Annotated in this window: 9 protein-coding genes and 1 tRNA gene; 5 read left to right on the plus strand and 5 right to left on the minus strand. The window is 64.9% G+C overall.

Translation table 11 applies throughout. The features are described from left to right. Complete coding sequence (locus AQZ49_RS02245) at positions 1-1,578, minus strand: sodium/sugar symporter (RefSeq protein WP_067612175.1); 1,578 nt, start codon at positions 1,576-1,578, stop codon at positions 1-3. 86 nt (positions 1,579-1,664) lie between these two features. On the opposite strand from AQZ49_RS02245, the gene AQZ49_RS02250 reads away from it, so the two are divergent. Next, positions 1,665-2,393, plus strand: coding sequence for a FadR/GntR family transcriptional regulator (locus AQZ49_RS02250; protein WP_067612179.1), 729 nt, complete (start codon positions 1,665-1,667; stop codon positions 2,391-2,393). On the opposite strand, the gene AQZ49_RS02255 is transcribed toward AQZ49_RS02250, so the two are convergent. Together AQZ49_RS02255 and AQZ49_RS02260 are read right to left on the minus strand one after the other, a co-directional pair. Next, a complete protein-coding gene (locus AQZ49_RS02255) occupies positions 2,390-3,253 on the minus strand; it encodes an SMP-30/gluconolactonase/LRE family protein (protein WP_067612182.1) in 864 nt (287 codons plus the stop codon). The genes AQZ49_RS02250 and AQZ49_RS02255 overlap by 4 nt on opposite strands. Before the next feature lie 12 nt (positions 3,254-3,265). Further along, a complete protein-coding gene (locus AQZ49_RS02260; protein WP_067612185.1) occupies positions 3,266-5,062 on the minus strand; it encodes an IlvD/Edd family dehydratase in 1,797 nt (598 codons plus the stop codon). A gap of 130 nt (positions 5,063-5,192) precedes the next feature. Between AQZ49_RS02260 and AQZ49_RS02265 the strand changes: the two genes are divergently transcribed. From AQZ49_RS02265 to AQZ49_RS02275, 3 genes are read left to right on the plus strand one after another with little or no spacing between them, the layout of a single operon-like run. Next, complete coding sequence (locus AQZ49_RS02265) at positions 5,193-6,119, plus strand: Gfo/Idh/MocA family protein (RefSeq protein WP_369819053.1); 927 nt, start codon at positions 5,193-5,195, stop codon at positions 6,117-6,119. Positions 6,120-6,137: 18 nt separating this feature from the next. Then, positions 6,138-8,618 (plus strand): beta-galactosidase GalA, encoded by a 2,481-nt coding sequence (galA, locus tag AQZ49_RS02270; RefSeq protein WP_067612191.1) that lies wholly within the window; start codon positions 6,138-6,140, stop codon positions 8,616-8,618. Further along, on the plus strand, positions 8,618-9,709 hold the full coding sequence (locus tag AQZ49_RS02275; protein ID WP_067612194.1) for a glycoside hydrolase family 53 protein: 1,092 nt from the start codon (positions 8,618-8,620) through the stop codon (positions 9,707-9,709). The genes galA and AQZ49_RS02275 overlap by 1 nt, the downstream gene beginning before the upstream one ends. A gap of 36 nt (positions 9,710-9,745) precedes the next feature. Here AQZ49_RS02275 and AQZ49_RS02280 read toward each other — a convergent pair whose 3' ends face one another. Then, positions 9,746-12,358 (minus strand): TonB-dependent receptor, encoded by a 2,613-nt coding sequence (locus AQZ49_RS02280; protein WP_067612197.1) that lies wholly within the window; start codon positions 12,356-12,358, stop codon positions 9,746-9,748. A gap of 232 nt (positions 12,359-12,590) precedes the next feature. Here AQZ49_RS02280 and AQZ49_RS02285 point away from each other — a divergent pair, with 232 nt between their 5' ends. After that, complete coding sequence (locus AQZ49_RS02285) at positions 12,591-13,055, plus strand: hypothetical protein (RefSeq protein WP_067612200.1); 465 nt, start codon at positions 12,591-12,593, stop codon at positions 13,053-13,055. 63 nt (positions 13,056-13,118) lie between these two features. Here AQZ49_RS02285 and AQZ49_RS02290 read toward each other — a convergent pair. Continuing rightward, positions 13,119-13,208, minus strand: a tRNA-Ser gene (locus AQZ49_RS02290). Positions 13,209-13,272 lie beyond the last annotated feature (64 nt).

Consider the following 13,272-nt stretch of genomic DNA (forward strand, 5'->3'; position numbering starts at 1 on the left):
TCACCACCATACCCAGTAGAGCGCCACCAGAATGGCCACGATCAGCGCCGCGGCCGCCGCAAAGCTGCGGCTGGTGGCAAACGACACGCCTTCCATGATCCCCAGCCCCCGCCGCACGGGCGGTGCCTGGACCAGCGAGACCACCACGGTCAGCCCGAGCGAGGCAAAGAACACCAGTTCCATGCGGGTCATGAACGGCACCGATGTCAGCGCCGCGATCCCGCCAAAGCGGAACACCGCGCTCAACACCACGCTGGCCAATGCACCGACCAGCGCGCCGGCTTCTGTCGCGCGTGGCCAGAACAGCCCGGTCAGGAAGATCACGGTGATCCCCGGCGTCACGAACCCCGAAAATTCCTGGATATACTGAAATGCCTGATCCATGCTGCCCAACAAGGGCCGCGCCGCGACAATGCCGATTACCGTGGCCACCACGGCAGTGATCCGCCCCACGGCAACCAGCCGCGCCTCGCTGGCGGCAGGATCGATCCGCCGCTTGTAAAGGTCGAGCGTGAAGATCGTCGCGATCGAATTGATCTTGCTGGCGGTCGAGGCGATGATCGCGGCGGTCAGCGCGGCAAACACCAGCCCGAGCAGACCCGGCGGCAGCATGTGCATCATGGCCGGATAGGCGTTGTCGGGCTTGGCCAGATCGGGCGCGAGCAGCACCGCGGCAATGCCGGGCAGCACGATGATGATCGGCATCAGCAATTTGAGGAATGCGGCAAACACGATGCCCTTGCGCGCTTCGTCGAGCGATTTGGCCGCCAGCGTGCGCTGGATGATATACTGGTTGAACCCCCAATAGGACAGATTGGCGATCCACATCCCGCCGATCAGCACGCCCAGCCCCGGCAGATCCTTGTAATGCGGATCACCCGGTTTCAGGATCATGTGGAAATGGTCGGGCACGCGCGCCAGCAGGGTGGCAAAGCCTGCCATGATACCATGCCCGGCGCCGATCTTGCCCAGGGTCAGCCCGCTGATGATCAGCCCGCCCAGCACCAGCAGCACGACCTGCACGATATCGGTCAGCGCCACCGCCCGCAGCCCGCCGCGGAACTGATAGGCCAGCGCGAACAGCCCCAGCCCCGCCAGCGCCAGATCCTGGTCAACCCCGGCCACTTCGCGCACCGCGATCGAGCCCAGCCACAGAATCGAGGTCAGGTTGACGAACACATAGAGCACCAGCCAGAACACCGCCATCACCGTGCGGATGGTCGGGCCGAACCGCGCCTCAAGAAATTCGGGCATCGTGGTCACGCGGTTTTTCAGGAACACCGGCAGGAAGAACTTGCCGACAATCAGCAGGGTCGCCGCCGCCATCCATTCGTAGGACGAGATGGCCAGCCCGATGGCATAGCCCGATCCCGCCATGCCGACGATCTGCTCGGCCGAAATGTTGGCGGCGATCAGCGATGCACCGATCGCCCACCACGGCAGTGCGCGCCCGGCCAGGAAATAGCCCGCGCTGTCTTCGACCGCGCCCGCCTTCCTGCGGCTGACCCATTGCGCCAGTCCGAAAATGAACACCGCATAGGCAATCACCATCGCCGTATCGATTGCCGACAACCTCATTGCGACGCCACTCCCCCCAAATGCCTTGCCAACCTGGCCGCATGTCTATTTATATGATTAAAATGAATTGATACCGGAGGCGCATCATGAGCAGCGAAACAGACGATCTGCGCGGCGGGCTCGGACGCAACCTGACGTATGGCCTGCTCGAACACCTTGGGCGCCAGATCGTCACGGGTGCCTTTGCCGAAACGCCGTTCCCGACCGAGGCGGACTTGTCCGAAGAACACGGGGTCAGCCGTTCGGTCACGCGCGAGGCGGTCAAGATGCTGACTGCCAAGGGCCTGCTGACTGCGCGTCCGCGTCAGGGCACCAGTGTGCAGCCGGTCGCCAACTGGAACCTGTTCGATGCCGATGTGCTGCGCTGGCTGCTCGAACGCAAATTCTCGCCCGAATTGCTGCGCCAGTTCAACGAATTGCGCGCCGCGATCGAACCGGCCGCCGCCGCGCTGGCCGCGCAGACCGCCGATGCGCGCGGGCTGGCGCTGATCGAGGCGGGCTTTGCGCGGATGGTCGCCGCCGAAGCGGGCGACGATGACGGGCTCAACGCCGATATCGCATTTCACCTGGCGATCCTGCGCGCGTCGGGCAATCCGTTCTTTGCGCAGTTTCGCGATGTCGTGGCGACCGCGTTGCGCACTTCGATCCGTTTTACCAACCGCATTGTCGGTCGCACCGCCGATCTGGCCGCGCACGGCGCGGTCAAGGATGCGATCTGCGCGGGCGATCCGGCGCGCGCCCATGCCGCGATGACCGCGATCATCGGTGACGTGATGACCGTGATTGCCACCGAACAGGCCCACCACCACGCCTAGCCGCCAAACCGGTGCGCGGGCACACCGCGTGCGCCGGGGTCGATTTCGAACACACACCCCGCCATCGCCTCATCCACGCCATCGGCGGCGCTGGTGACGAACATCCGGTCAAGCTGCGGCCCGCCGAAACAGGGCCGGGTGATCTGGCTGGCGGGCAAATCTATCCAGCGTTCGCGCTGCCCATCAGGGGTAAAACGGCTGACACAGCCCCCACCCCAATGCGCGATCCACACCCCGCCCTCGCTGTCGGTGGTCATGCCGTCGGGCGAACCCCAGGCATCCGGAAACGCCACGAAGGTCTCGCGCGGGCCCAATTGCCCGGCTTCGTCGATGGCAAAGCGATAGACCACGCCGCGCGCGCTGTCGGTGTGGTAGAGCGTGCGTCCGTCGGGCGCGATGGCGGGGCCATTGGCGATGCGATAGGGGCCATCGGCGCGCATCCAGGTCATGTCGGGATCGAGCCGATAGAGCGCGCCGCTGTCGCGGCTGCCATCCATGCTCATCGTGCCGGCCCAGATGCGCCCATGGCGGTCGGCCACGGCATCGTTCATGCGGTTGCCCGCCAGATCGGGCTCGGGATGGCCGATCGGCACCAGCGCAAAGGGATCGAGCGTGAGCGTGTGAAACCCCGAGCGCAGCCCGGCGACAAAACCGGGGGCATCGGCGCGTTCGATCACCCAGCCGATCAGGTCCGGCATGTCCCATTCGGCATAGGCGTCATCGTCAAGGCCACGCCGGTGCAGCCGCTGCCCCAGGATATCGACCCAAAACAGCGCGTTTTCGCGCGCGACATAACAAATGCCCTCGCCCAGCAGATCGCGCCGATTGCCGGGACGCGGCAGCACAGTCCAGTGTGGCATGACCGCCGCCCTTCAGTGGCTGTCGCGCGGCAGCCCGCGCGTCTGCGCGATGCGCTGATACTTGACCGCGCGTTCGATCACCGCCCCGCCATCGAACTGCCCGGTTTCGGCGCGCGCAATCTCGTGCCACGGCGTCTGGCTGGGCGGGCCGGTGAACGGATCGGCAGCGTTTTGCGCCCGGCGCTGCGCCAGCTCGGCCTCATCGATCAGCACATCGACGCGGCCTTTGCGCAAATCGATACGCACCACATCGCCGGTGCGCAACAGCGCCAGACCGCCGCCCACGGCGGCCTCTGGCGCGGCGTTGAGGATCGAGGGGCTGCCGCTGGTGCCCGACTGACGCCCGTCGCCGATGCACGGCAGCGCGTCGATCCCGGCGCGGATCAGCGCGGCGGGGGGCCGCATGTTGACCACCTCGGCGCCGCCCGGATAACCGATCGGCCCCGCCCCGCGAATGACCAGGATCGTGCGATCGGTCACCCCCAGTGCCGGATCATCGATCCGCGCGTGGTAATCCTCGGGCCCGTCGAACACCACCACCGGGCTTTCAAACGCTTCGGGATCGGCAGGATCGGCCAGATAGCGCGCGCGGAAATCAGGGGAGATGACGCTCTGCTTCATCACCGCCGCGTCGAACAGGTTGCCGCGCAGCACGGTCAACCCGGCACCGTTGAGCAAGGGACGGTTCAGCGGACGGATCACATCCTCGTTTTCGATCACCACATCGCCGACATTTTCGGCAACCGTGCGCCCGTTGGCGGTGAGCGCGCCGCCATCGAGCAGCCCGCCGCGATACAATTCGCCCATCACCGCCGGAACCCCGCCGGCGCGATAATAATCCTCGCCCAGATAGTCGCCCGCCGGTTGCAGGTTGACCAGCAGCGGCACATCGGCACCATGGTCCTGCCAGTCATCGAGCGACAGTTCGACGCCGATATGGCGCGCGATGGCGTTGAGGTGGATCGGCGCATTGGTTGACCCGCCGATCGCCGAATTGACGCGGATCGCGTTGAGAAAAGCCGCGCGCGTCAGAATATCCGACGGCTTGCGGTCGGCCTGCACCATTTCGACAATCTGGCGCCCGGTGGCCCAGGCGGATTCGGCGCGATCGCGATAGGGCGCGGGGATCGCCGCGTTGCCCGGCAGGCTCATCCCCAGCGCCTCGGCGAGCGAATTCATCGTCGTCGCGGTGCCCATCGTGTTGCAATAGCCGGTCGACGGCGCGCTCGATGCGACCAGCTTGATAAAGCCCTTGTAGTCGATCTCGCCTTTGGCCAGCAGTTCGCGCGCTTTCCACACGATCGTTCCGCTGCCGGTGCGCTGGCCCTGGAAATGGCCATTGAGCATCGGGCCGACCGACAGCGCGATCGCCGGAATGTTGACGGTGGCCGCCGCCATCAGGCACGCCGGGGTGGTCTTGTCACACCCGATGGTCAGCACCACGCCATCGAGCGGATAGCCGAACAGCGTTTCGACCAGACCCAGATAGGCCAGATTGCGATCGAGCCCGGCGGTCGGGCGTTTGCCGGTTTCCTGGATCGGGTGCATCGGAAATTCGATGGGGATGCCTCCCGCATCGCGGATGCCGTCCTTGACGCGTTCGGCCAGCACCAGATGGTGCCGGTTGCATGGGCTGAGGTCGCTGCCGGTCTGGGCAATACCGATGATCGGGCGATCGGATTGCAGCTCGTCGATCGACAGTCCGTAATTGAGATAGCGTTCGAGATAGAGCGCGGTCATGTCGGGGGACGAAGGGTTGTCGAACCATGCGCGTGAACGAAGGCGCGGGGTTCGGGGTGCTTCCGACATGCTTTCCAGGCTCCTGCTCGATCGACCCGGCCTGACTAGACGATTCCCGCAAGCTTTGCGACCGGTTGACCGATATAAGCATATATATCATATAAAAGTAAAGCGGAGGATGGTCTGGATGCATAAATCTTTGATTCGATTGGGACTGGTCGGTGTCGGCAAGATCGCCCAGGATCAACATATCCCGGCCATTCGTGGCAATCCCCGTTTTGAACTGGTGGCCACCGCCAGCCCGCACGGGTCGATCGAGGGGATTCCCGCCCATGCCGATCTGGCCGCGATGCTTGCTGCGCCCGGTGGCGATGCGATCGATGCGGTGTGCCTGTGCACCCCGCCGGGGGTGCGCGCGGGATTGGCCCGCATGGCGATTGCCGCAGGGCGCCATGTCATGCTGGAAAAGCCCCCCGCCGCCAGCCTGAGCCAGGTCGAGGCGCTGTCGCGTGCCGCGCGTACCGCCCAGATCAGCCTGATGGCCACCTGGCATTCACGCGAAACCGCCGCCGCCGATGCGGCCCGCGCCTGGCTGACCGGGCGGCAGATCGCGGCGGTACGCATCGTCTGGCGTGAAGACATCCGCCAATGGCATCCGGGGCAGGACTGGCTGCTGGCAGCGGGCGGCTTTGGCGTGTTCGATCCGGCGATCAACGCGTTTTCGCTGCTGACCCATATTCTTGACGGCACGCTCGAAGTCGTGGCCGCCGATCTGGCGGTGCCCGCCAACCGCGTTGCGCCGATGGAGGCAAAGGTGACGATGCTGCACGACGGGCAGGCGCCAGTAACGTGTGACCTGTCGATCGCGCACCCGGGCACGCCGCAATGGGACATCACCATCGATACCGATGCCGGCACCTTGCGCCTGAGCGAAGGCGGGCACCGGCTGAGCATCGACGACCAGCCACAGACCACCGATGCCGATGGCGAATATGCCCGGCTCTATGCGCGGTTTGCCGCGATGATCGATGGCGGCGCCAGTGAAGTCGATCATCGCCCGCTGATGCTGGTCGCCGATGCCATGATGGTCGGCCACACGCGCGCCCTGCCCCCGTTTGAATTCTGACAGAAAGGTCCGCTTGCCATGCCGATGATCGATCGCCGTTCGCTGCTTGCAGGTGCCGGTGCGCTGGCCGGGGCGGTTTCGACCGCTGCGCGTGCGGCGCCGCTGCCCGCGCAGGACATCACCCCACTGCGCCGGGAAACCGTGCTGGCCGATGGCTGGCGCTTTCACCTTGGCCATGCCGCCGATCCCGCGCGCGATTTCGGGTTTGGCGCCTGGCAGCGCAGCTTCGCCAAACCGGGATTTGAGCTGACCGACGCCGCCGCGCCCGATTTCGACGACAGCCGGTGGGATACTGTGCGCGTGCCGCACGATTGGGCGGTTACGCTCGGCTATGCCCCGCCCGCCTCGGTACCCAAGGGCAAGGAAGATTTTTCCGCCGCACACGGGTTTCGCGCGATCGGCCGCGATTTTCCGCAAAACAGCGTGGGCTGGTATCGCCGCCGCCTGCCGGTCGGGGCGGCGGACCGGGGCCGCGCGGTGTGGTTGGAATTCGACGGCGTGTTCCGTGCCTCGATGATCATCGTCAATGGCTATCACGTTGGCGGCAGTGAAAGCGGCTATGCCCCGTTCCGCGTCGATATCACCGATTTCTGCAACTATGACGGCACCCCCAATCAGTTGACCGTGCGCGTCGATGCCAGCCTGGGCGAAGGCTGGTTCTATGAAGGCGCGGGGATCTATCGCCCGGTCACGCTGGTGTCGGCACCCGCGCAACACATTCCGCAATGGGGCGTGTTTGTGCGCGCCACCCCGCGCGATGGCGGCGCGGATATCGCAATCACCACCGATTGCGCCAATCTGGGCACCACGCCCGCGTCGCTCACGCTGCGCCACAGCGTAATCGCCCCAGACGGTCAGATCGTCGGCCACGCCGATTGCCCCCCTGCCCTGCTGGCAGCAGGCGCGACCGCCGCGCGTGATTGCACGGTGCGGCTCGGCACAGCGCGACTGTGGTCGGTGGAAGACCCGGCGCTCTATCGGCTGGTCAGCGAAGTCCTGATTGACGGCGTGGCGATCGACCGGGTCGAAACCCCGTTCGGCATTCGCAGCCTGCGCTTCGACGGGCGGCAGGGGTTTTTCCTCAATGACCGTCCGGTCAAGCTGATGGGGGTGTGCAACCACCAGGACCATGCCGGGGTGGGCACCGCGATCCCCGCCGCGTTGCATGATTGGCGCATCGCCCGCATGCGCGACATGGGCGCCAACGCCTGGCGCAGCGCGCACAACCCGCCGGCGCAGGCGCTGCTCGATCTGTGCGACGCGCGCGGCATGATGATGATTGCCGAAACCCGGCTCAACAGCGACGGCCCCGAAGGGCTGGACCAGCTCGATCGCATGATCCGGTCGAGCCGCAACCATCCCTCGATCATTCTGTGGTCGGTCGGCAATGAGGAGGGCCATCAGGGCACCGAGCGCGGCGCACGCCTGTCGCGCGCCCTGGTCGCCCGCGCCAAGTCGCTCGATCCCACGCGGCTGACCACCCAGGCGATGGACAGCGGGTGGTATCAACCGGGCGCGGCGACGGCGATCGATGTGGTCGGTTTCAACTACCGCACCGACCAGATCGCCGCGTTCAAGGCCACCCATCCCGATGTGCCAGTGATCGGCACCGAAACCGCCAGCACGGTGGCCACACGCGGCGCCTATGCCAACGACGCCGCAGCCCATGTCGTGCGTGCCTATGACACCGAACATCCCTGGTGGGCGGCCACCGCCGAACAATGGTGGCCGATCGTGGCGACCAATCCGGGGATCGCCGGGGGGTTCATCTGGACCGGGTTCGACTATCGCGGCGAACCCACGCCCTACGCCGCGTATCCCAGCACTTCGAGCTATTTCGGGGCCTACGACTTGTGCGGTTTCCCCAAGGACAACGCCTACTATTACCGGGCCTGGTGGCGCCGCGATCAACCGCTGGTGCATCTGCTGCCGCACTGGACCTGGCCGGGCAAGGCAGGTCAACCGATCGAGGTCTGGGTTCATGGCAACACCCAGAGCGTCGAACTGCTGCTCAACGGCGCCAGCCTGGGGGTGAAGGCGATGCCCGAAAACGGACATCTGGTGTGGCAGGTGCCCTATCGGTCCGGCGTGCTCGAAGCGGTCGGCCGCAACCATGGCCACATTGTCGCGCGCGACCGGCGGGTCACCGCCGGGGCGCCTGCACGGCTGTCGGTCGGCGCCGAACGCGTGCGGTTGCGCGCCGATGGCGATGATTGTGCGGCCGTGCGCGTCGAAGTGCTCGACGCGGCGGGCAACCCGGTGCCCACTGCCGATACGCCCTTGCGCTTTGCATTGAGCGGCGCGGCGCGGCTGATCGGGGTGGGAAATGGCAATCCCACCTCGACCGAGCCCGACCATGGCACCACACGCCGCGCGTTCAACGGCCTGGCCCAGGCCATCGTGCAAAGCAATGGACAACCCGGCGGCGCGCGTCTGGTGGTGTCGGGCGAAGGCCTGACCGATGCCACGCTCGACTTGCTGTTTTACGGAGATCGCTGATGCGCCACTGGTTCCTCGCGACAACGCTGCTTGCCGCCCCGGTTCACGCCGCCCCGCTCGATCTGGGCGCGGACTTGTCGTTCACCAACGAGATGGAGGATTGCGGCGCAAAATTCCATGACGCCAATGGCCAGGGCGCCGATCCGTTCGTGCTGCTCAAGGCGTCGGGTGGCACGATCGCGCGCATCCGCATCTGGAACAATCCCGACTGGACGCATTACAGCACGTATGACGACGTGCTCAAATCGATCCGCCGCGCGCATGATGCCGGGCTGAAAGTCCTGCTCGATTTCCACTATTCCGACGATTGGGCCGATGCCGACAAGCAGCGCGCGCCCGCTGCCTGGGCTGGGCTCGACACCGCTGCGCAGGCAACCGCGCTGCACGACTATACCCGCGATGTGCTCGAAAGGCTGGCAACGGCAGGCCAGTTGCCCGAATGGGTGCAAGTCGGCAACGAGATCAATTCGGAAATGCTGGGCGGCAACAAGGACAAGCCGATCGACTGGCCGCGCGATGCGCGCCTGATCAACGCAGGGATAGCGGCGGTGCGCGAAGTGGCCCGCGCGCATCACGCGCCCATCAAGGTCATGCTGCATATCGCCCAGCCCGAAAACGTGATCCCGTGGTTCGATGCGGCAACCGTGGCGGGTGTGCTCGATTACGATCTGATCGGCATGAGCTATTATTCCGAATGGTCGAAATACAGCTTTTCGGGGCTGGGCAAAGTGATCGCCGCCGCCCGCGCGCGCTATGGCGCGCAAGTGGTGGTGGTGGAAACCGCCTATCCGTTCACGTTGGAGGGTGCCGACAGCAGCGGCAATGTGCTGGGCGAACACGCGCTGGCCCCCGGCTATCGCGCAACGCCCGCAGACCAGAAACGCTATATGATCGATCTGACCCGCACTGTCGTCGCCAGCGGCGGCAGCGGCGTGGTCTATTGGGCGCCCGACTGGGTCTCGACCCGGTGCAAGACCCGCTGGGGCACCGGATCAACTTGGGAAAATGCGGCCTGGTTCGATTTGACGCGCCATGCCGCACTGCCGGTGTTCGATTTCCTCAGCCAGGATTACGGCGCGTCCAGGCCCTGAATAAAAGGGGCGCCCGGTGGGGCGCCCCTTGCTTGGTCAGTATTTGAACGTGATGTCCGCCAGATAGTTGGCGCCATACTTTTCAAAGCGCGCGATCTGGTTGGGATCGTTGTTGAAATAGTACCGCGCGGCCTGGTTGGTCAGGTTGTTGGCCTGGAACCGCACGCTGAGCGAACGGTTGATCGCATAGGAAATGCTTGCCCCCAGCGTCGTTTCGGAATCGAGCCGGGTCAGCACTGCGGCGTTCCAGCCGAATATCGCGGTATAAGGGCTGTGATGCTTCAGGCCGACGCGCGCGTCGATGCCATGGCCCGAATACCACAGATCGGTTTCGCTGGTGAACGTGGCCAGCCCCACCGCCGGGAACGGATTGCTGACCGGGGCCAGTTCCTTGAGGTTGGACGTAACCAGCGCGACGTTCGAATAGACGCCGAAATGATCGAGCGCGGGGATGAAATAGAACGGCGTCTGGAACGTGATTTCGCTGCCCAGGATATGCCCGCCCGGCCCGTTTTGCGGCCCGGTGATGGTATAGGGCGTGCCGGCGATCGTCTCGATCGACTGGCCATAGCCGATGTTGGTGCCGACATTCTTGTAATAGCCGGCCACGGCAAACAGCGCATCCTTGTGGAAATACCATTCCGCCGACAAGTCGGCCTGCGTCGCCATGAACGGATGCAGCAGCGGATTGCCCGACCCCCCTTGCAGATAAGTGGGCGGATAATAGCTGAGGTTGGTCGCCGCGCGCAGCTCGTCGAGCGGCGGACGGCTCATCACTTCGGCCACACCGGCACGCAGCAGCAAGTCAGGGTTCAACGTGAAGTTGACATTCAGGCTGGGCAGCGCACGGAAATAGTGGTTGCCGAAATAGACCGGCTGAAACGCGGTGACATTGGCCCCCAGCGTGTTGCTGTACGATGTCGTGCCCAGGAACGCCGATGACCCCGTGCTGACATCGACCAGGCGCACGCCAATATTGCCCGCAAACGGCACGCTGCCGGCGTTCCCGGCAAAATCAGCCTTGGCATAGCCTTCATAGGTGTCCTCGGTCACGCGCCAGTATTGCGTGTCATCGCCCGTCGCGGTGGCATTGCTGACCGAAACAAGCTGGTTGAAATCGGCGTAGAGCAAGTTGGGCACGGTCACGCCGGTGTTGTTCACGCTGAATTCGCTCAGCGCCGGGGTAGCGGCGTTTATCGACACCGTCGCGCTGCCCGAAGTGAACGTCTTGGTCCGCGCCGCCGCGCGCCAGCCCACGCCAAACCCGGTGAAAAAGCTGTCGTGCAACCGGTGATAGAAATCGATCTGCAACGCGCCCAGGCTGTCGGACAGACGTTGCGGCCCAGTGTCGCCGGTGGTGTTGAAATTCTGGATGCCGGGCGCCGCCGGGTCGGAACTTTCGCTGACGCTGGGCAGCACGTTGGCGGCGGTGTTGAACGTGACCGACTGCGGATAGACCTGCGATTCCGCTGCGTACCACGAATTGGTGCGCACGGCCTGCGAATAGGACCCGTCGAATTTCAACGTGTTGTCGCCATTGCTGTATTTCGCGTTCAGACCGGTGGCGAGCAAGTGCTTGTCTTCGGTATAGTCGGCGATGACATTGGTGACCGACGAATAGTTGTGCAGCGTGCCCGCCACGATGTCGTTGCCCGCCAGCGTGAAGCTGCCCGGCTGATAGATGTCGCCGGTCGCACCGATCGTGCCGCCCCAGTCGCCCCAGCCGTTGCTGTTGCCATACCACTGCTGATACTGCGGCTCGGCGATCTTGACGTCGGAATAGAGGAAATCGGCGTTGATGTCCCAATCGGCCGTCGGCTTCCACTGCATCGCGGCGGTCGCGCTCCAGCGGGTTTCGGTGGTGGCGTCGAGTTCTGTCTGCGCCCCATAGGGCGCGTTGACCGCATTGCCGTTATAGGTGGGGGCATTGTCGCCGAAGGTGTTGGCCTGGTTATAGCCCCAGCCCTGGAACGAAAGCTTGCCGTTGCGCTGTTTCTGATAGCTGCCACCTGCGGACAGCGCGAACGTGTCCGACAGTTTGGCCACATATTGCAGACTGCCGCGTTCGCCCCACCGGTTGTAGCTGGGGATGTCCTTGCCGCCATTGTTGTACTGCGCCCCGGCGCGCACGATCAGCGGCGATCCGACATAATCGAGCGGGCGCAAAGTGCGGATATCGATTGTCGCAGCCACGCCGCCGTCGATCAGGCTGGCATCCTGCGATTTGTACACGGTGACCGACGACACGTCTTCGGAAGGGTAGATTTCCCAGCGCACGTTGCGATCGGGTTCGGATGTGGCCACTTCGCGCCCGTTGACCAGGCCCAGCACCAGCCGGGGCCCCAGCCCGCGCACAGAGGCCTGGCTGTCGTTGCCGCGATCGCGTGAGGCGTTGACACCCGGCAGGCGGTTCAATTCGTCGGCGATGGTGATATCGGGCAAGGCGCCGATGTCCTTCGACGAAATCGTGTCGACCACCAGCGTGCTGACCCGCTTGGCCTGCAAGGCATCGCGCAGGCTGGCGCGCAGGCCGGTCACGATGATCGAGGATGTGTCGGGTGCCGCGGCCGCATCATCTGCGGCGCGCGCGACCGCAGGAACCAGCATGACACCGGCAAGCGATGTCAGCAGGATCGTTTTGTACTTCATGGTAGTCCCTCCCAAGCGATTCAGCTTTGATTCCGATTTATCACATAAATATGATTGTTGCTGGCGCGCTGTCAAGCCAGCGCTGCATATCACCGCAAAACCGGGCGTTGCGGCGCGCCCGCCCGGCCTGCAAACGGGATCGTGCGGCGGCGCAATGCGGTGGACTTGCGATCGCTGTCATGCTGAAACCGCCGCTGCGCCGCCGCCCCGGATCTGGTTGGAACCCCACTGCATGAAACCCGTCACTGCCTATATCCGCCGCGAAACGCTGGTCAGCGTGATCATCAACAGCGCGTTCAGTCTGGTGTTCTTCGGGTTGGTGTTCGGATTCAGGCGGCCGGTTACGGTGTGGGGTGTGGGCGGTTATGTGTTCGATTTCGGACCGCAGGCCTTCATGATTGCGCTGATGGCCACACTCGTGCCCGGCACCATCGCACGGCGCGCCGTGCGCGCGGGCAGGATGGCGCCATGGCCAACCCGCCTGCCGCTGCCGCACACATTGTGGCAGACCGCACTGCTGCTGGCGTTGGGCAGCGCGGCGGTGGCAGTGGGCTGTGCCACGGCAACCCTGGCGCTGATCGGCAGAACGCAGCTTGCGCTGGCGGCGGCCTTGGCCGCCAAGCTGCTGTTTGGCGCAGCGCTGGCGGCGATCATCACGCCGATCGGCCTGCGGGTCGCGCTGCGTCCCGGGAAATGATCGTAATGGCGCGCTGCCAGCCAAACAGGCCCCTTGGCCTGCATGATCGTTTCGAATGGTAAGTGGCGGAGAGGGAGGGATTCGAACCCTCGATACCCTTACGAGTATGCCGCATTTCGAGTGCGGTGCATTCGACCACTCTGCCACCTCTCCGCGAAGTGTCGTCGGGCGCCACAGGGGCGGTCCGGGTCGGGAAGCGCGCCGTTAGCGCATGGTT

Source organism: Novosphingobium sp. FSW06-99 (assembly GCF_001519065.1).
Classification (GTDB): domain Bacteria; phylum Pseudomonadota; class Alphaproteobacteria; order Sphingomonadales; family Sphingomonadaceae; genus Novosphingobium.

Excerpts from the sequence above, each read along its gene's own strand:
- AQZ49_RS02245 (WP_067612175.1), bottom strand. The coding sequence starts at position 1,578 with ATGAGGTTGTCGGCAATCGATACGGCGATGGTGATTGCCTATGCGGTG.
- AQZ49_RS02250 (WP_067612179.1), top strand. The coding sequence starts at position 1,665 with ATGAGCAGCGAAACAGACGATCTGCGCGGCGGGCTCGGACGCAACCTG.
- AQZ49_RS02255 (WP_067612182.1), bottom strand. The coding sequence starts at position 3,253 with ATGCCACACTGGACTGTGCTGCCGCGTCCCGGCAATCGGCGCGATCTG.
- AQZ49_RS02260 (WP_067612185.1), bottom strand. The coding sequence starts at position 5,062 with ATGTCGGAAGCACCCCGAACCCCGCGCCTTCGTTCACGCGCATGGTTC.
- galA (WP_067612191.1), top strand. The coding sequence starts at position 6,138 with ATGCCGATGATCGATCGCCGTTCGCTGCTTGCAGGTGCCGGTGCGCTG.
- AQZ49_RS02275 (WP_067612194.1), top strand. The coding sequence starts at position 8,618 with ATGCGCCACTGGTTCCTCGCGACAACGCTGCTTGCCGCCCCGGTTCAC.
- AQZ49_RS02280 (WP_067612197.1), bottom strand. The coding sequence starts at position 12,358 with ATGAAGTACAAAACGATCCTGCTGACATCGCTTGCCGGTGTCATGCTG.
- AQZ49_RS02285 (WP_067612200.1), top strand. The coding sequence starts at position 12,591 with ATGAAACCCGTCACTGCCTATATCCGCCGCGAAACGCTGGTCAGCGTG.